Source organism: Streptomyces sp. NPDC039424, from assembly GCF_055639495.1.
This window is the reverse complement of record NZ_JBVKAI010000023.1, coordinates 46,659-66,645: the sequence shown is the minus strand read 5'-3', so window position 1 is coordinate 66,645 and position 19,987 is coordinate 46,659. Positions and strand designations below refer to the sequence as shown.

Annotated in this window: 18 protein-coding genes and 5 pseudogenes; 9 read left to right on the top strand and 14 right to left on the bottom strand. The window is 69.1% G+C overall.

All coding sequences use genetic code 11. The features are described 5' to 3' along the window. Both ACZ7L0_RS37325 and ACZ7L0_RS37320 read left to right on the top strand, forming a co-directional pair. Positions 1 to 708, top strand: coding sequence for a copper homeostasis protein CutC (locus ACZ7L0_RS37325; RefSeq protein ID WP_471247017.1), 708 nt, complete (start codon positions 1 to 3; stop codon positions 706 to 708). A 1-nt stretch (position 709) separates the two neighbouring features. Continuing rightward, on the top strand, positions 710 to 1,159 hold the full coding sequence (locus ACZ7L0_RS37320) for an HIT family protein (RefSeq protein WP_471247016.1): 450 nt from the start codon (positions 710 to 712) through the stop codon (positions 1,157 to 1,159). Between the two features lie 345 nt (positions 1,160 to 1,504). Here ACZ7L0_RS37320 and ACZ7L0_RS37315 read toward each other — a convergent pair whose 3' ends face one another. Together ACZ7L0_RS37315 and ACZ7L0_RS37310 are read right to left on the bottom strand one after the other, a co-directional pair. Further along, positions 1,505 to 1,954 carry a hypothetical protein gene (locus tag ACZ7L0_RS37315; protein WP_471247015.1) on the bottom strand — a complete coding sequence of 150 codons (450 nt, stop codon included), beginning with the start codon at positions 1,952 to 1,954 and terminating at the stop codon, positions 1,505 to 1,507. 67 nt (positions 1,955 to 2,021) lie between these two features. Continuing rightward, positions 2,022 to 2,369 (bottom strand): annotated as a pseudogene (locus ACZ7L0_RS37310) (ATP-binding protein); the annotation flags it as partial. 761 nt (positions 2,370 to 3,130) lie between these two features. On the opposite strand from ACZ7L0_RS37310, the pseudogene ACZ7L0_RS37305 reads away from it, so the two are divergent. The 5 genes and pseudogenes from ACZ7L0_RS37305 to ACZ7L0_RS37285 form a co-directional block, all read left to right on the top strand. Further along, a pseudogene (locus ACZ7L0_RS37305) lies at positions 3,131 to 3,316 on the top strand (TetR/AcrR family transcriptional regulator C-terminal ligand-binding domain-containing protein); the annotation flags it as partial. Between the two features lie 122 nt (positions 3,317 to 3,438). After that, entirely contained in the window at positions 3,439 to 5,700 is a 2,262-nt protein-coding gene (locus tag ACZ7L0_RS37300) for an MMPL family transporter (protein ID WP_471247014.1), read from the top strand. A gap of 201 nt (positions 5,701 to 5,901) precedes the next feature. Continuing rightward, a pseudogene (locus ACZ7L0_RS37295) lies at positions 5,902 to 6,002 on the top strand (NADP-dependent oxidoreductase); the annotation flags it as partial. Positions 6,003 to 6,115: 113 nt separating this feature from the next. Beyond that, on the top strand, positions 6,116 to 6,538 hold the full coding sequence (locus ACZ7L0_RS37290) for an Ohr family peroxiredoxin (protein WP_471247083.1): 423 nt from the start codon (positions 6,116 to 6,118) through the stop codon (positions 6,536 to 6,538). A gap of 228 nt (positions 6,539 to 6,766) precedes the next feature. Beyond that, positions 6,767 to 7,093 (top strand): RNA polymerase sigma factor, encoded by a 327-nt coding sequence (locus ACZ7L0_RS37285; protein WP_471247013.1) that lies wholly within the window; start codon positions 6,767 to 6,769, stop codon positions 7,091 to 7,093. A gap of 87 nt (positions 7,094 to 7,180) precedes the next feature. Here the strand turns inward: ACZ7L0_RS37285 and ACZ7L0_RS37280 are convergent. The 5 genes and pseudogenes from ACZ7L0_RS37280 to ACZ7L0_RS37260 form a co-directional block, all read right to left on the bottom strand. Then, positions 7,181 to 7,384 (bottom strand): annotated as a pseudogene (locus tag ACZ7L0_RS37280) (precorrin-6A synthase (deacetylating)); the annotation flags it as partial. Positions 7,385 to 7,629: 245 nt separating this feature from the next. Beyond that, positions 7,630 to 8,154, bottom strand: coding sequence for a GtrA domain-containing protein (locus tag ACZ7L0_RS37275; protein WP_471247082.1), 525 nt, complete (start codon positions 8,152 to 8,154; stop codon positions 7,630 to 7,632). A 115-nt stretch (positions 8,155 to 8,269) separates the two neighbouring features. Beyond that, positions 8,270 to 8,656 (bottom strand): PPOX class F420-dependent oxidoreductase, encoded by a 387-nt coding sequence (locus tag ACZ7L0_RS37270; protein WP_471247081.1) that lies wholly within the window; start codon positions 8,654 to 8,656, stop codon positions 8,270 to 8,272. Between the two features lie 169 nt (positions 8,657 to 8,825). Beyond that, positions 8,826 to 10,151, bottom strand: a complete 1,326-nt coding sequence (locus ACZ7L0_RS37265) for an aldehyde dehydrogenase family protein (protein WP_471247080.1) — start codon at positions 10,149 to 10,151, stop codon at positions 8,826 to 8,828. 109 nt (positions 10,152 to 10,260) lie between these two features. Beyond that, positions 10,261 to 11,763 carry an MFS transporter gene (locus ACZ7L0_RS37260; RefSeq protein WP_471247012.1) on the bottom strand — a complete coding sequence of 501 codons (1,503 nt, stop codon included), beginning with the start codon at positions 11,761 to 11,763 and terminating at the stop codon, positions 10,261 to 10,263. Between the two features lie 156 nt (positions 11,764 to 11,919). Between ACZ7L0_RS37260 and ACZ7L0_RS37255 the strand changes: the two genes are divergently transcribed. Then, positions 11,920 to 12,339, top strand: a complete 420-nt coding sequence (locus ACZ7L0_RS37255; RefSeq protein WP_468607314.1) for a MarR family winged helix-turn-helix transcriptional regulator — start codon at positions 11,920 to 11,922, stop codon at positions 12,337 to 12,339. A gap of 474 nt (positions 12,340 to 12,813) precedes the next feature. Here the strand turns inward: ACZ7L0_RS37255 and ACZ7L0_RS37250 are convergent, their stop codons facing one another. From ACZ7L0_RS37250 to ACZ7L0_RS37230, 5 genes and pseudogenes are all read right to left on the bottom strand, one after another. Then, positions 12,814 to 12,945: a hypothetical protein gene (locus ACZ7L0_RS37250; protein ID WP_471247011.1), complete on the bottom strand. Its 132-nt coding sequence runs from the start codon at positions 12,943 to 12,945 to the stop codon at positions 12,814 to 12,816. Between the two features lie 95 nt (positions 12,946 to 13,040). Beyond that, positions 13,041 to 13,527 (bottom strand): annotated as a pseudogene (locus tag ACZ7L0_RS37245) (DJ-1/PfpI family protein); the annotation flags it as partial. Between the two features lie 26 nt (positions 13,528 to 13,553). Next, entirely contained in the window at positions 13,554 to 14,228 is a 675-nt protein-coding gene (locus tag ACZ7L0_RS37240; RefSeq protein ID WP_471247010.1) for a type 1 glutamine amidotransferase domain-containing protein, read from the bottom strand. A gap of 156 nt (positions 14,229 to 14,384) precedes the next feature. Next, positions 14,385 to 14,789 (bottom strand): DUF4345 family protein, encoded by a 405-nt coding sequence (locus ACZ7L0_RS37235; protein WP_471247009.1) that lies wholly within the window; start codon positions 14,787 to 14,789, stop codon positions 14,385 to 14,387. Positions 14,790 to 14,831: 42 nt separating this feature from the next. Continuing rightward, entirely contained in the window at positions 14,832 to 15,593 is a 762-nt protein-coding gene (locus tag ACZ7L0_RS37230) for an SDR family NAD(P)-dependent oxidoreductase (protein WP_471247008.1), read from the bottom strand. 120 nt (positions 15,594 to 15,713) lie between these two features. Between ACZ7L0_RS37230 and ACZ7L0_RS37225 the strand changes: the two genes are divergently transcribed. Further along, positions 15,714 to 16,322 carry a TetR/AcrR family transcriptional regulator gene (locus tag ACZ7L0_RS37225; protein WP_471247007.1) on the top strand — a complete coding sequence of 203 codons (609 nt, stop codon included), beginning with the start codon at positions 15,714 to 15,716 and terminating at the stop codon, positions 16,320 to 16,322. Positions 16,323 to 18,670: 2,348 nt separating this feature from the next. Here ACZ7L0_RS37225 and ACZ7L0_RS37220 read toward each other — a convergent pair. After that, positions 18,671 to 19,459, bottom strand: coding sequence for a tetratricopeptide repeat protein (locus tag ACZ7L0_RS37220; RefSeq protein ID WP_471247006.1), 789 nt, complete (start codon positions 19,457 to 19,459; stop codon positions 18,671 to 18,673). Next, positions 19,437 to 19,928, bottom strand: coding sequence for a transposase (locus tag ACZ7L0_RS37215; RefSeq protein ID WP_471247079.1), 492 nt, complete (start codon positions 19,926 to 19,928; stop codon positions 19,437 to 19,439). The genes ACZ7L0_RS37220 and ACZ7L0_RS37215 overlap by 23 nt, the downstream gene beginning before the upstream one ends. Positions 19,929 to 19,987 lie beyond the last annotated feature (59 nt).

Genomic DNA, 19,987 nt, shown 5'->3' with positions numbered 1-19,987 from the left:
ATGGGCGAGGCGATTCTGGAGGTCGTCGTCACCTCCGCCGAGGAGGCGCGCGCCGCTGTGGCGGGCGGCGCCCACCGGCTGGAGCTGGCGGCCGACATGGAAGCCGACGGAATGACCCCCGCGCTCGCGGAGTTCGTGCGCACCCGGGACGCCGTCACCGTGCCCGTGCGGGTCATGCTGCGCGACAAGGGCGGCTTCCAGGCCGCCGACCTCGACGCCCTGTGCGCCGCCGCCGGGGCGCTGAGGGCGGCGGGCGCCGAGGAGTTCGTCCTCGGCTTCCTCACCGCGGACGGCGCGCCGGACCTGCCCGCGGTCCACGCCCTGCTCGACGCGGTGCCGGGCTGCCGCTGGACGTTCCACCGGGCCGTGGACCACGCGGCCGACCGGACGGAGGTACGGCTTGCCATCGAGAGGCTGCCCGGTCTGGACACCCTGCTGTCCGCGGGCAGCGTCGCCGGTGTCGCGGAAGGACTGCCCACGCTGCTGGCCGAGGCGGACCGCCAGGGCGAGCCCGGTCACACCCTGGCCGTCATGGCGGGCGGGGGACTCGGCGCCGGGCACGTCCCCGTGCTGCGCGCTCGGGGCGTCGACGCCTTCCACGTCGGCACCTCGGTGCGTCGCCGAGGCTGGGACAGCCCGGTCGACCCGGCCGCCGTCCGCCGCTGGCGCGAGCTGATCGACGCCGCCGCCCGCACGGACGGGGGCTGACATGGCGTCCGACTGCGTGTTCTGCGACATCGTGGCGGGCCGACTGCACGCGGAGATCCTCTTCCAGGACGAGCGGACCGTGGCCTTCCTCGACAACACCGCCGTGATGGAGGGCCACACCCTCGTCATCCCCCGCGCGCACGCGGCGGACATCTGGGAGATCTCCGAGGACGACGCGGCAGCGGTGATGCGCACCGTCCACCGCGTGGCCGGGGTCCTCGACGGGGTGCTGAAGCCCGACGGCCTGACCCTGTTCCAGGCGAACCGCCCCGCGGGGTGGCAGGACGTCTTCCACCTCCACGTCCACCTGGTGCCGCGGGAGAACTCCGACCGGCTCAACCGCCCCTGGTACGTGGACCGCGCCGACCCGGCCGCCCTGGCGAGGACCCGCCGCCGCATCCTGGGGGGTTCATCTGGACCAAGACCGCCGACGAGATCCTCGACAAAGTAGCCGCCTACTGCCGACGAATCTCCGACTCAGGTCACTAGCTGCGGGCTGCCCGACTTCCAGGCGGCGTGGGCCGCGGCGAGTCCGCCCTGCGGCGCACCGTCTCCGCGCCGGCTTCCAATGCTTCGGCCAGTTGCTCGTCGGGGCCGGTGGTCGCGAGCGCACGGTGCCATACGGCCCGTTCTCGCTGCCCGCCCTCCGGGTGTTGTGTCGCCAGCTCGTCCGCGAGCGCGCGATGCGCGAGCGCACGTCGGCGAGCGGAGGCGTCGGCGTACACCGCGGCCCGTACGGGCGGATGCCGGAACCGCAGCCGGGCACCCGGCACCTCCTCCAGGTGCCCGGCGGCCTCTACGACGTCCAGTGCCTGTGCGTGGACCGCCAGTCGTCCGGCCGCGGCGAGTACGGTGCCGGTGTGGCCGTGTCTTCCGCCGCCACCAGCAGGAGGGTGCGGGCCGATTGGGGCAGTTCCCGGGTGCGTTCGGCGAAGACCTCGCGAAGGCGGAGGCCGAGCGGGGCGGTGCCGGTGAGCACGACCTTCTCCGCGACCTCCGCCGGACTGCCGAGCCGGACCAGTTCCCGCAGCGCCAGCGGGTTTCCTCCCACAGCGGCGGCGATGGCGCGCCTGGCCGGACCCGGTGACCCCCATCCGTGCTCGTCGAGGAGGGCGGACGCGGCGTCCGGGGCGAGTCCGCACAGCGTGAGCTGTGGCAGGTCCTGGGTGGCCTCCCCGCCTTCGCGGACAGAGGCGAGGAAGGCTATGGAACGGCCCTTGAGGCGGCGGGCGACGAAGAGCAGCACACCGGCGCTGGCCGGATCGAGCCAGTGCAGATCGTCCGCGACGAGCAGCAGGGGGGGCGCGTGCAGCGGCCCGGTCCAGCAGGGACAACACGGCTGTGCGGACCATCAGATCCGCAGCGGGCGCGGTGGACAGGCCCAACGCGCTGCGCAGCGCGGCGGCTTGATCATCCGGCAGGTACGGCAACTGGTCGAGCAGTGGCGTCAGTAGCCGCTGCAGTCCGCTGAAGGCCAGGGCGACTTCGGCCTGGACGCCCGAGCAGGTCAGTACACGAGTGTCGCTGCCGGCCGCGGCAGTGGCACGCCATAGCAGCGCTGTCTTCCCGACCCCGGCATCCCCCTGCACGATCAGCGCTCCGCCCCGGCCCGCACTGGCCTCGGCGACAAGCCGACTCAGTGCCTGGAGTTCCTCTTGCCGCCCGTAGAGCGGAGGCTACCTCCGGCGGGCCGAGCTCTTGTCACTGGCGGATGAGTGAGGGACCTCTCAATCGGGTCGAGTTGTGGCGCGAAAACTCCGGAGGAGCTACTGTCTAGAGGTAGAACGACCGGTCTTTCTATGAGGGTGACCTCAGGGCTGTCTGGGCGGGTCCCCTCCAGCCGGAGGACTCTCGCGGGGTCCCCCGGTGCACGTCGAACAGGGATGAAGAACTTAATGAAACCAATCCGCTCCAGGGTCGAGGTGGCCCCCGTCAGTGAGCTCCTCGCCAGCCTGACGCCGCGCGCCCAGCCGGCTATCGCGAACCGGTACGCGATGCCGTGGTGACCGGTCTCGCGTGAGTCCCCGCTGGGGTCAGCTTCCCGATCGGATCCGTCGGACCGCGTCCAGCAGGGCCTTGTGCGCCGCCGTCGAGCCGTCCGTCCGGGTGGTCGGCGGCCATCGCACCGTCGTACAGCATCAGCGGCGAACCGGCGGCCGACTCCGCTTCGGCGCGGCCGAGCCGGGTCGGCAACTCCGTGAAAGGGGTGCGGATCCAGTTGCGGTGGGCCGCCACCCAGGCAGCGGACCGGATGGGCCGCGTCCGAGAACCCGGCGGCCCGCTCATGAACGGCGATCCGCGAAAACCGCGCTCGCGCGTGCTCGCCGATTGCCTCGAAGACGAGGTCGATCGCCTCGGCGGGCGGGTGCCCGGCGGCCGGCGGTTCGCCTGTCTCCCAGTGATGGCCGGGTACCGTCCCAAGCTGCGGCGGGCGGTCGACCGGGGGTGAGGTCCGTGCGGACACCCCGGCCATCAAGTTCACGATGCACATGATGTGCGGCGCCTTCGCCGCCGCACGCTGATCGACGCACAGCCGCCGACGCATTACTTCCTCGTTGCGTACATCGACGCCGTGGCCCTCCCCGCCCTCGGCGCGCCCACCGCCTGACAAACCCCGCACTCAGCACCTGACGTGACCGCTCACGTCGTCGGTCCGATCAGCCCTGCCTCCCCGCCGGGCTGATCACCCCTGCCCTGAACACCCCACGACCTGACTGGGAGTACGCCCTCGTGGCCACGTTTCTCTACAGACTCGGCCGACTCGCCTTCAGGCGACGGCACTTCGTCGCCCTCATATGGGTGGCACTGCTGGCGCTCGCAGGCTTCGGCGCGGCCAGCGCCCCCGCGGCGGGCAACACGTCCTTCTCCGTCCCCGGCACCGAGGCCCAGAAGGCCTTCGACCTGCTGGAACAGCGCTTCCCTGGGATGAGCGCCGACGGCGGCACCGCCCGTGTCGTCTTCAAGGCACCCGTCGGCGAGAAGATGACGGACGCCGCCAACAAGAACACCGTGCAGAAGACCGTCGACGAGCTGGGCGACGGCCCCGAGGTCGCCTCCGTCACCGACCCGTACCAGGCCGACGCCGTCAGCAAGGACGGCACGATCGCCTACACGTCGGTCAAGTACAAGGTCCCCGGCATGGAATTGGAGGACAGCACCCGGGACGCCCTGCAGGAGATCGCGCAGGACGCGCGGGACGCCGGGCTGACCGTGGAGGTCGGCGGTGACGCACTCCAGGCGCAGCCCGAGACCGGCGCCGGCGAGATCATCGGTATCGCGGTCGCCGCGGTGGTCCTGGTCATCACCTTCGGCTCACTGATCTCGGCCGGACTGCCACTGCTGACGGCGCTCATCGGCGTCGGCATCGGAGTCTCGGCGATCACCGCCCTCGCCAGCACCCTCGACCTCGGCTCGACCACGTCGACGCTCGCCACGATGATCGGCCTGGCGGTCGGCATCGACTACGCCCTGTTCATCGTCTCCCGCTACCGGACCGAACTGGCCGAGGGCCGCGAGCGCGAGGAGGCGGCCGGCCGGGCCGTCGGCACCGCGGGCTCCGCGGTGGTGTTCGCCGGCCTCACGGTCGTGATCGCGCTGGTGGGCCTGTCCGTCGTCAACATACCGATGCTGACGAAGATGGGCATCGCCGCCGCCGGCACGGTCGCCATCGCCGTCCTCATCGCACTGACCATGATCCCCGCGCTGCTCGGTTACGCGGGACGGAGGGTCAAGCCGGCGGGCGAGAAGAGCAAGTTCCTGGGCGGCGCCCGAGCCGCGCGGAAGGCCGCTTCGGCCAAGGCCAACATGGGCACCCGCTGGGCGAGGTTCGTCGTACGTCGTCCGATCGCCGTCCTGCTCCTCGGCGTTGTCGGCCTCGGGGCCGTCGCCGTCCCCGCCGCCTCCATGGAACTGGGCATTGGGGACGACAGCTCGCTGCCGACCTCGACGACGCAGCGCCGGGCGTACGACCTGCTGTCCGAGGGCTTCGGCCCCGGCTTCAACGGCCCCCTGGTGGTCGTCGTCGACGCGAAGGCGAGCGACGACCCGGAAGCCGCATTCACTGAGGTGACCGACCAGATCAAGGCCCTCAAGAACGTCGCGACCGTGATGCCGGCCGCCCCCAACAAGGCGGGCGACACAGCGACGATCACTGTGATCCCGGACTCCGAGCCGTCGTCGGTGACCACCGAGGAGCTGGTGCACGGCATCCGGGACGCAGGCACGGAGATCAAGGCCGACACGGACGCGGACGTGCTGGTCACCGGGACCACGGCCATGAACATCGACGTGGCGCAGAAGCTGAACGACGCGCTGATCCCGTACCTGGCCCTGGTCGTGGGCCTGGCGTTCCTGCTGCTGATCGTGGTCTTCCGCTCCATCCTCGTCCCGCTGAAGGCGGCCCTCGGCTTCCTGCTGAGCGTGATGGCAGCCCTCGGCGCTGTGGTCGCGGTCTTCCAGTGGGGCTGGATGGCCGACCTCGTGGGCGTCGACGAGACCCGCCCCATCGTGGCGATCATGCCGATCTTCATGATCGGTGTGGTCTTCGGCCTCGCGATGGACTACGAGGTGTTCCTCGTCACCCGGATGCGAGAGGCGTACATCCACGGCGAGAAGGCGAGACAGGCCGTGGTGACCGGCTTCAACCACAGCGCGCGGGTCGTGACGGCCGCCGCGGTGATCATGATCGCGGTCTTCGCCGGCTTCATCGGCTCCAGCGAGGCGATGGTCAAGATGATCGGCTTCGGCCTGGCGATCGCGGTCTTCTTCGACGCGTTCATCGTGCGGATGGCGATCGTCCCGGCCGTCCTGGCCCTGCTCGGCAAGAAGGCGTGGTGGCTGCCGAAGTGGCTGGACCGGGTGCTGCCGAACGTGGATGTCGAGGGGGAAGGACTGCGGACGCAGGGCGACTCGGCTCATTCGTCGGGCTCGTCCGGCTCGGGCGATTCGAAGGGCGCGGATCCGGATGAGGAGCGGGAACTCGTGAAGTTCTGAGTGCTCGGACCTCGGCGGCCCCCGGTCTGATGGTGTGCGGTGAGCACCTCATCAGACCCGGGGCCGCTATCGGTAGGCGGATGGCTTCTCAGCTCGATCTTCAACCTCGTGCTGTCGAACGGCTCTCGTAGGTGTTCGCTCTGACGAGCAATCCCCGTATGTCCACGGCCTATGCGCTGGCGAAACCCCGGAGGGGACCGAAAGGGCGCCTCGCGGGTCATCGGCTCCGCCGGCTCCGACGAGAAGGTCAGCTCCTCGTCGAGGAGTACGGCTTCGACGCCGCCTTCAACTACAAGAACGGCAACGATGCCGTCGGGGGCGGCGCCCTTGAGCTGATGCGCGGTGAGAACACCGGGAAGATGATCGTCTCCCTGGATCGGTAGTCTCGACCCGAACCACAGACGGAAGCGTCTTCATCTCGATCGAGCCGTCCGACGTCCTTTGCACCGCCGTCGCCGCCGCAGAGAACGGCCGTGACGGTTGCGTGGCCACCGACGATGGCAACCTCGAAGTCGCCGTCAACTCGCGCAAGGAGATGGGCGGTTCCGGCGCCGGTACGAACCCGGAGCAGCTCTTCACAGCCGGCTGCAGCGCCTGCTTCCAGGGCGCGTTCTGTGTGGTCGCCCGCCAGGAGAACGCCGGCATCTCCGGCTCGACTGTCCCCGACGAGGTCGGCATCGGCAAGAACGACGGGGGCTTCGGCATCATCGGCAAGATCTCCGCGGACATCCGGAACGTGGACGCCGCCACCTCCAAGGACCTGATCGAGAAGGCCCACCAGATGTGTCCGTACTCCAAGGCCACTCGCGGCAACATCACGGTCGAGCTCGCGGTCTGATCTGAACGGATCCGATCTCCACGCAGCGGGGCGCACGCCGCGCCGTGGCCCCACCAGGCGGTGTCGCGGGCCGCGAGGCGGCGTTGACCTGCTTGGTCATGGCGGCGCGCGGCTGTCGACGGTGATGCCGTCAGATCATGGCTTGATAACGGCCCGGGACGGCACGCGAGCTGACCGCTCGTCGCCTTCGACAAGCCTTCCCGTCTGCCGCCTTCCGGGATGATTATCATGCGAGACCGCACCTCCGTAGCCGCCGCTCCGGCAGCCGTCAGCGACGCTCACCTGACCGCGTTCATACGCAACGGCCCCCCGGACGCCGCCGACGCCGCGCTTGACGAGCTCTACCGGCGGCACCGCACTTCGGTCATCGCAGATGCCCGCACCTGCACACGAGACACGCACACGGCGGAAGACCTGACCTCGGAGGCGTTCGCCCGCGCGTTGCGCGCCGTGCGCGGAGGTGCCGGTCCCGAGGGGGCCTGGCGGCCGTATCTGCTGACGACGCTCCGCCGCACGGCCGCGTCGTGGGCCGCCACAGCCGACCGCATCGAGTAGATCGCTAGATCCCGGGCCAGGGCTCTTCCGGCGGACCCTGCCGCAGGGCCCACCGTTGGTTCGCCCCGTCGTTACAGTCCCGGATTCGCCGTCTGCTGCACCCCAGCAGATGTCGAGGTCCTGGTCGGCGTACTGCCAGAAGGTCTCGTGGGCGTCCAGCATGACCACCACCTCGTCGACACCCTCCGGGAAGCCCTCGGCCATCCGCCGTCCCGTGGTGATCCGCACGGGACGGGCGACCCGGTTCAGGCCGGTCCGGTGGGGGGCGACGAGCGCCGAGACGCTGCTGACACGCGAAGCAGGCGCAGGTGGCAACAAGGCATGACCTTCCGGTGCCAAGCGGTGCGAATGGACTCAACCACGGGCCCAGTTCAGCCCAACACCGCGGTGTCATCTACCCCGAGAAGTCTCTGGATTGCGCCCATCCAGAGCTTAAAGATCAGCGGGAACCGGCCGCCCCGCAGCTGGGGCGTGATATGGACGCCGGTCCACGGCGAGGCCGCTCATCCCGCGCGGCGGGCCGCCCGGCGCAACGGTCAAGCGGCGTGGAACAGCACCACGGGGCCGGCGGGTGCCGCGGCGCGGGCCGCGGTCGTGTGCACGGGACGGGTGGTGCGGACAGTGGCCGCGACCTGCGAGCGACTCCGCGCGAAGACAACGAGCCGCAGCACCGCGAACCGCGCGACACCGGCGAGCGCGGAGGCGGACAGGTAGACGACCTGCTCGAGCACCACACCGGGTGCTGCCACCAGTTGCTGCAGAACAAGCATCGCCACGGAGGTCACCACATAGGCGGCCACTGCGGAACCGGCCGACTGCGCATGCTGGCGCCAGGTCGCGCGCCCGCCCACGCCGAAGGTGAAGCGGGCATGCAACTCGGTGGCTAGGAGCGTGGAAAGGGCACTGATCAGAGCGTTGGCCAGGCCCCAGTAAATCCAGGAGGCGAGGGCCGCCACCGCGAAGCTGGAGGCGAGCCCCACTCCGCCGCCGAAGAGTACGAAGCGGGCGAAGGCGGTCCAGGTGCCGGGTGCCGCCTGCTGCTGACTCTGCGCTGTGTCCATCATCCGACCCCCTTGATCGCTTTCTCTTCTGCGCCGTGACCGTCTGATGGCATTCAGCAAGGCCATTCCATCCGACAGGCGTCCCCTGATGCGGAGCTGGTGGTGCGTCAACTCGTCACGAGGCGAGTCGCACGCGGATGCCCAGCGTCGTGTCCCCTCCCCGGCGCAGCCGGCTATTGAGGATCATGAGGCGGCCGAGGATGCCGTACTTGCGGGCGATGAGGGTGCGGTAGCGGGCGCTGGTCGCCGCGTCGGTGATCTCGGCGGTGGCCGGGACCGGGTCGCCGGTCGGGTTGCCGCGCAGGTCGCAGGGGCCGACGAGGATGTCGCCGCGTGCCTGGATCCGCTTGACCTTCCAGGAATCGGCCTGGGTCTGCACGCCCAGAGTCTCTCCGTCGCGTACCACCCACACCGGGGTGGCGACCGGGGTGCCGTTCTTGCGGTAGCTGGTGATCAGTATGTACTTGCCGGCGCCGAGTCGCTCCAGCAGCGTGTCGTCCATGATGCGTTCGTGTTCCTTGTTCTTGCGTTCGAGGTCGTCGGCCACGTGGGCGGCGTAATGCGATGTCAATTGGCGCTGGGGATGCCTTCTTCCGAGGAGGTTGCGGGGACGGCGGCGCGTGTGAGGTTGCGGGGTGGGATTGCATTCGGCCGCATGGGGCCGGGGCGGTTCAGCTCAGGGGGACGTCGAGGACGGCCTTGCGGTGGCTGAACGTCTCGATGGAGTAGCGGCCGTGGTAGTTGCCCATGCCGCTTTCGCCGACGCCGCCGAAGGGAAGCGTCGGCACGGCGAGGTGGTGCATCGGCAGTCCGAAGTTGAGGCCGCCCGAGGAGGTCTGGGCGGCGAGGCGGCGCTTGGTGGTGTTGCTCTCGGTGAAGGCGTACAGGGCGAGGGGCTTGTCGCGGTCGTTGATGAACGCGATGGCCTCGTCGAGGTCCGCCACGGTGAGGATCGGGAGGATGGGGCCGAAGATCTCCTCCTGCATCACGGGCTCGTCGGGCCGGACATCGGCCAGCACGGTCGGGGCGATGTACGTGTCCGCGCGGTCGGTCTGCCCGCCAGTGACCGTACGGCCGGAGCCCAGCAGCGCGGACAGCCGGTCGAAGTGCCGCTCGTTGATGATCCGTCCGTAGGCGTCGGAGGTCTGCGGGTCCTCACCGAACAGTCCCTTGATCGCGACGACCAGGGCGGCCTGCAGTTCGGTCGCGGTGTCCGGGTCGGTCAGGACGTAGTCGGGGGCGACACAGGTCTGTCCGGCGTTGGCGAACTTCGTCTGCGCCAGGCGCTGGGCGACCGTGGTGATGTCGGCGTCCCGGTCCACGAACACCGGTGACTTGCCGCCGAGTTCGAGGGCGACGGGGGTGAGGTTCTTCGCGGCGGCGGTCATCACGATGCGGCCGACGGTGCCGTTCCCGGTGTAGAAGATGTGGTCGAAGCGCTGCTCCAGCAGCACGGTGGTCTCCGGCGCGCCGCCCTCGACGACCGCGGTCGCTTCGGTGTCGAGATACGCGGGCAGTAGCTCGGCCAGCAGCGCCGAGGTGTGGGCGGCGTAGTCGGCGGGCTTGATGACGACCGCGTTCCCGGCGGCGAGCGCGCCCGCGACGGGCACGAGCAGCAGATTGACCGGGTAGTTCCACGCCGAGATGACCAGGGCGACACCCAGGGGATCGAACTGGGTGCGAGCGGTGCTGCCGGGGAATCCGGGCACCGTCACGGGGGCGGGCTGCGGGGCGGTCCACTCCTCCAGGTGCTCCAGGTAGTCGTCGATCTCGACGATCGTGGTTTCGATCTCCATGGCGTCGGCCTCGGCGCGGTTCTTGCGCAGGTCGGCGTAGAGGGCGTCGGCTATCGCAGCGCGGTTGTCGGTGAGCAGGTCGCGCAGGCGGGTCAGTTGTGTCCGGCGCCAGGCCAGGGGCTTGGTGCGGCCGGTACGGAAGGCGGAGCGCAGCCGGTCCACCAGCGCGGTGGCTTCGACGGCGGTGAAAGTGTCGTCGATGGTGAAGGCTGCCTTGGAGTCAGTCACAATCGTGTCCTGTTCGGTTTGGAGAGGAAGCCGGAGGGCGGCATCCGGGGGAAGGAAAGTCGCGGCCGTGCAGGTGGTGCGGTCAGACCGTGGCGGCCGTGTGCGTGGTTTCGCCTTCGCCCGACGGGGCGGGCGTGCCGGTGGCGGGCGAGGGGGACCTGCGGCGGACCGCCAGGCCGACCATGGCCACGCCGATGACCAGCACGAACGCCATGCCGGCGAGGGCGAAGCTCAGGGTGTACTGGCTCTCGGCGGGCAGCGCGGGAACCCCGGGGGGCAGGTTGTCGAGTGTCTGGGAGGCGAGCAGCGAGGTGATGACCGCGCTGCCAATCGCGCTGCCGGCGGAGCGGGAGATGGAGTTGATGCCGTTGGCGATACCGGTCTGGTGGTGGGGGACGCCCGCCACGATCAGAGCGGGCATCGCGGCATAGCCGAAGCTGATGGCAACGCCGACGACCATGCCGGCCAGGATCACCGACGCGGTGGTGTCGTGAGCGAAGGTCAGCCAGGCGAAACCGACGACGCCGAAGACGGCGCCGACGGCAAGCGTGAGACGCGCGCCGATGCGGCGTACCAGCATGCCTCCGAACTGCGCGGCGACGAGCGAGACGAGGGCGGAGGGCAGCAGGTAGACGACGGAGGCGCGCAGGACGGAGGCGCCGAAGCCGTAGCCGGCGATCTCAGAGGGCGTCTGCACGAGATAGGAGACGCCGATGAACTGGGAGAACATGGCGAACCCGACGAGAAGTCCGGCGATGTTGGTGAAGAGCACCGGGCGGTGGACGAACATCTTCATGTCCACGAGGGGGTCGCGGACCCTGCGTTCGACGAGGACCCAGATGACGGTCGTAATGGCCGCGGCGGCGAAGAGGGCGAACGTGCGGGTCGAGGTCCAGCCCCAGGTGTGGCCCTGCGAGATGGGCAGCAGGAACAGGACGAGCAGCAGGGCGAGACCGGCGGCGCCGAGCCAGTCGGTGCGCCCGCCCGTCCGGGTGCGGGGCGCGGGTACGGCTACCGCAACCGCGATGAGCGCGGCGGTGGCGAGTGCGGCGGCCAGCCAGAAAACCTGGTGGTAGTCGGGGTGCGCGCCCTGGGTGAGGAGTCCGGCGCTCACCAGGGCGAGGCCGCTGCCGAACCCGAGCGTTCCGCTCACCAGAGCCATGGCGCCGGGCAGCCGTGCGGGCTCGACCTCTGAGCGCAGCACGGACAGCGCAAGCGGGAAGATCGCGGTGGCGGCGCCCTGCATCACGCGGGCCACGATGAGCCACAGCATGGAACTCGTGGTTGCGGCGAGCACGGATCCGGCGACCATCAGCACCAGCACGCCGAGCAGGGTCGGCTTCGTGCCGTGCTGGTCGCCGAAGCGGCCCAGGAGCGGCGTGAAGACCGCGGCTGACAGCAGCGTGGCGGTGGTGACCCAGCTGACCTGCGCAGTGGAGGCGCCGAGGTCGTTCTGGATGATGCCGAGGATCGGGATGACCAGGGTCTGCATCATCGACACGACCATGGCGGCGAGGCCCAGCACCAGCACGAGGCTGCGGCTGCCGGTGCGGCGCTCCGGCGCGGTGGGGAGGGAGGACTTCACGGTCTTCTTTCCGGTGGAAGGTTGCCAAAGGACGGACGCATCGATGGGCGAGTACTGAAACCATCGAGGTACTCCATACTTGAGGACATCAAACAATATGAAGCTGGGGCATGTCAAAGATTGAGAGATTCAAGCTTTTCGGGGTACCCTCCAGGCATGCCGCCCACCCCGTCCAAGGCCCAGCTCATGGAGCTGCTCGCCCACTCGGTCAGTACGCACTACGCCGACTTCACGACCGCCGCCGCCGACACGGGCCTTACCTCCAGTCAGGCAAAGACCCTCACGGTGCTGCGCCGCGCGCCCGCCTCGATGCGCTCGCTCGCGCACACCCTCGCCTGTGACGCGTCGAACATGACCGGAATCATCGACCGGCTCGAAAAGCGCGACTTGGTCCGCCGTGAGGTGAGCGCCACCGACCGCCGCGTGAAGAACGTCGCCCTCACCGAGGCGGGCCAGAAGCTGATCGACGCCATCCGCGAGCGGATGGAGCAGACGCAGACCGGCCTGGACCAACTGTCCAACGAGGAGCGCGCCGAGCTCTTCCGCCTCCTGACAGTGGTCTTCCCGGCCCAGTAGCCCCACCCGCCCGGCGGCCCAGTCTCTCGGTGCGGGCCCTCGTGCAACTCGCCGGCCGAACGAAGCCCCCCCGCCTGACAAGGTCCGGGCCGGGCCGACTTCGGCAGGGCATTGAGCGCGTTGATCGTCTTGTGAGCCCAGCGCCTTGATGCCGGTAGGCAGGGAAATTCTCGATCAGGGCCTCCGGAAGCCGAACCCCCGCCGCGGACCGCCAGGACCGGAGCCGGTCTGGCCTGGCGGGTGTGGGCATACCGCAGGTTCACCCAGGGCTCGCCCGCCTCGTGGAAGCCGCCCTTGAGCGTGACCAACTCCTTGGTGCCGTCCGCGCGTGCGTCGACAAGGCGAGTACGCGGGCTGGGCCTCTTACGAGCGGACAGTGCCGCCGACCAACCTGCTCGTCGGCGTCCTCGGGTCGGTCTCGCCGACCGCGCTCCTTGGGCGGCTTTCCGGCGCGCACGACGACCCTGCCGTCAGCTACGCGAGCGACGGCGGGTCGCGTCGTGCGGTGTCGGGGTTGACCAGGACGATCTTGCCCATGTGGTGGGCATCCAGGATCCGGTGCGCTTCCGCGGCCTCGGTCATGGGCAGGGGCCGGTCGATGACCACCTGAACGGATCCGTTCTCGACCAGTGGCCACACGTGGTTCTGGACTCGGCCGCGATGGCTGCTTTCTGCCCGGTCGGCGTGAGCGCAGGGTGGTCCTTGGTGCCGGCCGCAAGGCCGCCCTGGATCTCCTCGGCGTGGCTGAAACCGGTGAGCCGGTAGTCGGCGAAGGCTTTGTTGCCTTCGGCCTTGGTGGCGGCCAGCAGTGCGGCCGGGCCGTGGCAGACCACGCCGAGCGGCTTGCCCGAGGCGAGGGCGTCGATGAGGAGCCTGCGGGAGACGGCGTCGACGGCCAGATCCTCCATCGGGCCGTGGCCACCGGGGTAGTACACGGCGGCGTAGTCGTGGAGGTCGACGTCCTCCAGTTTGACGGGGTGCTGGATCTCGCTGATCGAGGCGAGGGCGTCCGCCACCTTCCTCGCGCCCTCCTCGCCGCTGTCGCGGCGCCAGGCTTCCTTGGTCCAAGGGCGGCACGACGCCGCCGGGCATGGCGACGACGATCTCGTAGCCAACGGCCGTGAACGCCTGGTACGGGATCAGTGTCCAGTGGTCGGCGCCGGTCATCACGAAGAGGATCTCCGACATGCCGGCGCCCCAAGTGTCTGTGCTTGTTACTCGGTCTCGGCCAAGGCCCCGAGAATCAAGTCGCTGACAGCCTTGGTGGACACCGGGTTCTGGCCTGTGATCAGGCGGCCGTCACGCACGGCGTGCGGCGTCATCGGCACGGTGGAGCGCACATACTTGGCTCCCTTCGCGCGCAGTTCGTCCTCCAGGAGGAACGGCACCCTGCTCTTCACGCCGGCCAGTCCTTCCTCGACCGTCGCGAAGCCTGTGACGCTGCGGTTCTGTACGAGCGGGTTCCCGTCGGCGTCACGGAGGTTGATGAGGGCGCAGGCGCCGTGGCAGACCGAGGAGACGATGCCGCCTGCGGCGTAGATGGCGTCGCCTGTTCGCTGCACGTCAGCGCTGTCGGGAAAGTCCCACATGGTTCCGTGACCACCCGTGAAGAAGATCGTGGAGTAGTCGTCCGGATCCGCCTCGGCGACAGAACGGGTGGATTTCAAATCGCCCATGAAGGCCGGGTCGTCGAGATACGTGCGAACCGTTCTGTCGACGAACAACCGGCCGAGGCTTCGAGGGTCGAGAGGCACCTCGCCGCCCTCCGGGCTCACCACATCCACGGTGTGGCCGGCCTTCACTGCTTTGTCGTAGAAATGGACGAGCTCACCCAGCCACAGGCCGGTCCGGTGCTCGCTCTCCCCGTAGGTGCCCTGATTGGTCACCACCGCCAGAATCCTTTTCCGTCTCACTCTTCCCACGTCTCCTTGCTGGTCAAATGCACATTGCGGGCCGGGCGTGGCAGAAGGGCACTGGACGCAACCCGCTCCTGCACGCCCAGGCTGCGATCACGGTCCCTGCCCTGCCCGCCCGGGACCGGTGCCTCAGGCAGTGGCCGGCGCTCGTCCGGATCTGAGCACACTGGAATGTGCCCAGACGATGACGATCGCGAGGAGGAAATCCAGGAGGGCGGTGGCGAGGAAGACTCCCGCTGGGCTGGGAATGCCGTATTGGGAGAAGGAGACCAGCCGACCGACGCCCCCGAGGAAGATCGGGACTGCCAGGAAGTAGACGAGCACTCCCTGCCGACGGATCGTTGCCGCCGCCCAGAAGAACAGGGGAGCCCAGCCGATGTAGACGCCTGCCATGAAGCGGTGCGGGTTGTCCGCGTCCGCCGGGCCTCCCTGCGCCAATTGCTGCAGGCCGTCTCCGAGCGTGATGGCGGTGGCCAGCACCAGGCAGACGCGGACGATGGTGTTGGCTGCTGCGACACGAGTGCCGACCGCCACCACGCCTCCTTGTATGTCTGGGTATGGACTCCGGGCTTGGGTTCAGGCCTGCTCGGTGGGGCGTACGAGCAGTTCGGCGACAGCCACGTGCCGAGGGCGGGTGACGATGTAGCCGACGGTGTCGGCGACGTCCTGGCTCTGCAGCCGTTCGACGTCGCCGAGGCCGGCGTTGAGCAGTTGCTGGACGGCTTCCGAGTTGTGGGTACGCAGTTCGGTGTCGACGCTGCCCGGCTCAATGACGGACACGCGGACGTGCTGCTTTGCCAGTTCCTGGCGCAGCGCCTCGCTGAAGCCGGTGACGCCGAACTTGGTGGCGGTGTACACGGCCATCATGGCGTAGGCGTTGCGGCCGTTCAGCGAGCTGATGTTGACGATGTCGGCGACCTGGCGCGGCCCGTCGGCGGCGGCCTTGACCAGGTGAGGAACGGCCGCGTGGGTGGTGTGCAGCAGGCCCATGAGGTTGATGTCGACCATGCGCTGCCAGTCGTTCAGGTCGGCGCCGGGGGTGGGCCCGAGCAGCATCAGCCCGGCGTTGTTGACCAGGGTGTCCAGGCGGCCCAGGCCTTCGACGGTCCGCTCGACCGCAGCGGCGGCGGCCTGAGCGTCGGTGATGTCGGCGGGCACGACCAGGGCCTGTCCGCCGGCGCTTGAGATCTCCGCGGCGAGGTCGGTGAGCCGGTCCTCGCGCCGGCCGACCAGGGCCACGGACGCGCCCTCGCGGGCAAGCTCGAGGGCTGTGGCGTGGCCGATGCCGCTGGACGCGCCGGTGACCAGGGCGACGGTTCCTTCAAGACGACGAGTCATCGTTCAAACCTTTCAATGCGCGGCCACGTTGCTCGGGCCGTACGGGATGGGGGTGGCGGCTCTGGTAGGCCGTAGGGGGGTGGGGGCCACTCAGGGCCGGGCCACGGGCAGAATGGGGAAGTGAGTACTACTGGGCAGAAGACAACCAACCCCAAGCGTCTGGAGAGCACGATCGAAGGAGACCTGCCTCCTCGCGAACGCCTGGTCCGGGCTGCGTCTCGGCTGTTCTATTACGAGGGAGTACGCGCGATCGGCGTGGAGCGGCTGATCGCCGAGGCCGGGGTGACCAAGGCGACCTTCTACCGGCACTTCGCCTCCAAGGACGACCTGGTCGTGGCATACCTGCTGACCAAGGACGCCTACTACAAGCAGGTGGCCGAACCGCTGGCCGCCGGGCACCCGCCCGCCGAAGCGATCGACCTCATCTTCGAGGCGATCGCCGAGCACGCCCGTGAGCGCGGCTTTCGCGGATCGCCGTTCCTGAACGCGTCCGCCGAGTACCCGGACGCCGACCACCCGGTCCGCGACCTGGTGACGACCCACCGGAACTGGATCCGCACCCTCTTCCAGGACCTGCTCACCCGGCTCGGCCACACCGACCCGGAGTCGGCCGCCGGCGCACTGCTGATGCTGTACGACGGCGCGATGGCAGCCGGCTACCTGGACGACTCCACGGCCGCCTACGAGACCCTGCTGAACGCCGTCCGGCTGATCCGGTCGGGAAGCTGATCCCGTCGGAGCCGCATGAGGCAGCGGCTCTGTGCGGTGCCTCGGCTCGGCCGGGGCGCGGGTTGGTTTCACGGAACCTTTTGATCTCTCTTCGACGTGCACCGGCGACCTACTGGGGGATCTCCGCCTGGAGGCAGCCCAGCCGGGAAGGCCGATATAGACCCTTCCTCTTGAGGGAGGAAGACCGGTCGTTCTACCTATCGACGATAGCCCCCTCGCCGGCCGCGCGCCAACCGATCGACGCACTTGTGGGATCGCTCACGGGTTACTGCTGTCCCGCAGGGTCTTTCTGGCCTGGCGGCCGAGCTCGCCGACTTCTTGATCTTCTGGCGTCAGCTTCGAACCTGTCGCAGCAGCCGAACCTGTCGCGACCACGAAGCGAAGACCGTGCCCACAGTGGCGAAGCCCGATCCGTTCGGGTTTATGTAGATTTTCTACACGCATTCTCCGCCACATGGCCAGGTGAAGGCGCCATGCGTTCCGGACCGATCGCGCCCGTGTCGACTTACGCATTTCAGCAGGCAGAGGATGTTTCCGACCGGAACGGCGGTAAGAACCCTGCCCGGATCCGCTCGGAGCGCGCCCGTTCTCCGCCTGCGTCTCCTGCTCTCTGCCCAGTGCTCCCGCGCGGCCGGTACGCAGCGCCGACCTAGCGACCTAAGTGCGGCCGCGCTTGCCGCTCGGCGCGAGATGGCTCAAGCGGCGCTACGTCGCCGGAACTCAGGGCTTCCAGTGGTACTTCCGCAAGGCTGTGGCCCCCTCCCGCTCGTCGCCCCTACGGCTGCGAGCGTCGACGCGATGGATGAATCTGAATCAGCCTCAGGCTCCCGATATTTCTCGCAGTTGCTCGCTCTGTGTGCAGTGCGGGCTCATTCGGATCATGGGAGCGCACCCACCAGCTTGGCCTGCGGGGATCGGCGACGAGGTATCCAGGAGGAAGCGATTTCTCCAGGTTGACGGTTTTCGTAGGGGTCATAAAAAGAGGATGTACAGCTCTTGACGTTCGGTAGGCCGAACGGATCTCATGAGCGCGCCGTTTGATCTCATTTGCTTCTGATTGATCTTGCGCCCGGCTGCCCGAATGGGAGCGGTGACACAACCCGAGCTAGCGAAGATCATCACCCGTGCTACCCGTGGCCGCAGGCCAGGGGCCGCAACGGCCGCGGCAGGCGCCTTTCCTCGGCGTCACAAGCACAGCACCGGTGTGCCAGCAGCTGCCCGGGCCGGGTAAGTACGCGGCTGGCCGGGCGCGCGGCCGCGCGGTGGGCACGGGCCTGGCCTTCACAGAAGCGACACCAGGGCGCTGGCTTCCATGAGCAGGGCGTGCAGTCCGCTCTTTGTACCGGCAGCGCGCCCAGCACAGGTAGCTGTTGGTGGGGCTGGGAGCTTGCTCCGTCGGGTGTGTTGTCAGCCGTGGCGGGGGCGCGGAGTACGGCAAGGAGGGCACCGATAAAGGGTTCGGTGAAGGGGGTGCCGCGGTGGTCGAGATCGGTGCCGAGGGTCAGGCTGGCCAGGTAAGCGTCGCGGTCGGCATCGGCCAGGTGGGCGAGGCACGCAGTGTGGCTAGGGGCGTGGACGCCGCGGCAGCCGACCGGATCATCTGGGGTGCTGCTGTGGCCACAGTGTGCCCACTCAGGCGGAGTTGGGGACAGGGCAGGACTCGGGTGTGGCATACCCGAAGGACGATCGAGTACCGCCGAATATTTGCCGACATCGCCTCCGAGACCGCAGCACTGAAGTCTTCGCTGCGGCATTGAAGGGCGTGACAAAACGAGTGCGCTACTTCAACCTTCCGTGCGATTCAACAGCAGCGAGCATCGGCTCCGAAGTGCCCACGTCATGGCCACGGCGCTGATGCGGACATCAGGCGGCGCTCTTCTTGCGGCGGCGGCCGGCCCGGGCGAGTGCGGCGCAGACCCGCCGGAGACGACGGCGCTCCCTCACCCAACAGCTGTGGGGGAGCGCCGTTCTGCAGCCTGTCGTGCCGACAAGACTGACGGCTGCGCGGGTCGGCCCGGAGTCCCCGAGACGCAGTCGCGGGGGCGCCCGGCGGGACGGCTCCCGAGTCGCCGCGCCGCCCGGCGGGATGACGAGGGCACGGCGCGCACTGCGCCCTGGCCACGGCGTACTCAGGTACTCCGACGTCAGTGCCTGTTTCTTAGAGGTGAGGCGCCGACTCGTCCGCAGGGTGGTGGCCGACGCCGGCACGGTTGACCGGGAAGTGCTGGCCGCGATCGTGTTCGTGGCCACGTCACCGAATGAGATGACCTCTTGGTCCGGCGCGTCGCGAAAGCTGGATGAGCTGCCCAGGGAGCGCCTGCGACCCGCCCCGAGCGGGGGCGCTGCGCTTACGGTCGGGTGCCGTCGATGTGCTCGAGCAGCGTTCGGGCTTCGATGGTGCGGTGGTGGTCCGGGCCGAAGGAGGCCAAGCAGGCATCATGAGCGGCTGCAGCCTGGCGACGGGCATCGGGAGCGCGGCGCAACCCCAACAGGGCAGTAGCAATGGCCAGTTCGACGGCGCCCGTATCTGGATGGCGCTGGTAATCGGGCAGAGCGCGGTACAGCTTGTCGGCGCCCTGCGCCTCGGTGAGGGCGTCTTCGTGGCGGGCTTGCCCGTTGAGGCTGCGAGCCAGGCCGAGTCGCAGGACGAGGGACGCCCGGTCACGTGCGCGATGGGCGGCCAGGGCCTCCCGGGCGAGCGCTTCGGCCTCCTGGTGGCGCCCCTGCGCATTGAGGGCGAAGACCAGCCCATTGCGGGCGGCCGCTGCCAGGAGTGACATCTCCGGGCCGGTACCGCGGCCCGCGGCCTCGGCGACGGCCGCACATTCTGCCTCGCACTCGGCGTGCCGACCGAGCGAGATCATCTGCTGGGCGCGGTCCGAGCGCAGCTTCAGGGTCAGCCAGTGATCGGCTCCAAATAACCTGCTGAAGGCAGGCAGCGCTTCGTCGTAGGTGGCGAGTGCCTCAGCGTGGCGGCCCTGGGCGCCCGTCGCGAGCGCGGCGATGTTCAGCGCCACAGCTGCGTACTCGTCGTCGCGTGGCCGCGCTCGGGCCACGGCACGGGCTTCAGCCTCCGCCTCTGCGTAACGCCCGGCTTCGTAAAGGGCTTTGGCCTCAGCCACAGGTGTTCCCGTCATTCGCTGGGCGTCGCTTCGGCCACGCGGCCGGAAAAATCTCATGACCGGAAGCATACGGATGCTGCGCAGGCTGCTCGGCGAAGAGGCAAGGAGATGGTTGGCAGCCCTTGCGCCCATTAGGATTCGGGCCCGTCAGGTCCCCCTTTTCAGAGCCCGCATGTTCACCGAGTCGATCGCACAGCGGGACCAGTCGAGCTCGCCGTGGGCGCCGAGTTCGTCCAGGACCAGGCGATGGAGCTTGGCCCACACACTGGCCTTCGTCCATTCGGCGAAGCGTCGTTCGGGCCGTCGCACCCGACGGCCCGAACGACGCCGACGGCAACTGCTGCCACGTGCATCCAGACGTGGCCACGAACACGATCGCGGCCAGCACCTCCCGGTCACCGTGCCGGCGTCGGCCACCACCCTGAGGCCGCACCGGCGCCTCGGGCACCACTCCCTGGAACAGCTCCCACAACTCGTCCGGCACCAGCCGCTCAACGATCCCCACTACGACCGACAGCCTACTCAGGCAGCCAAATGAGATGA

What these genes read in the sequence shown, in the direction of transcription:
- ACZ7L0_RS37325 (WP_471247017.1), top strand. Translation starts at nt 1, where the DNA reads ATGGGCGAGGCGATTCTGGAGGTCGTCGTCACCTCCGCCGAGGAGGCG.
- ACZ7L0_RS37320 (WP_471247016.1), top strand. Translation starts at nt 710, where the DNA reads ATGGCGTCCGACTGCGTGTTCTGCGACATCGTGGCGGGCCGACTGCAC.
- ACZ7L0_RS37285 (WP_471247013.1), top strand. Translation starts at nt 6,767, where the DNA reads ATGCGAGACCGCACCTCCGTAGCCGCCGCTCCGGCAGCCGTCAGCGAC.
- ACZ7L0_RS37275 (WP_471247082.1), bottom strand. Translation starts at nt 8,154, where the DNA reads ATGGACACAGCGCAGAGTCAGCAGCAGGCGGCACCCGGCACCTGGACC.
- ACZ7L0_RS37270 (WP_471247081.1), bottom strand. Translation starts at nt 8,656, where the DNA reads ATGGACGACACGCTGCTGGAGCGACTCGGCGCCGGCAAGTACATACTG.
- ACZ7L0_RS37255 (WP_468607314.1), top strand. Translation starts at nt 11,920, where the DNA reads ATGCCGCCCACCCCGTCCAAGGCCCAGCTCATGGAGCTGCTCGCCCAC.
- ACZ7L0_RS37230 (WP_471247008.1), bottom strand. Translation starts at nt 15,593, where the DNA reads ATGACTCGTCGTCTTGAAGGAACCGTCGCCCTGGTCACCGGCGCGTCC.
- ACZ7L0_RS37220 (WP_471247006.1), bottom strand. Translation starts at nt 19,459, where the DNA reads ATGACGGGAACACCTGTGGCTGAGGCCAAAGCCCTTTACGAAGCCGGG.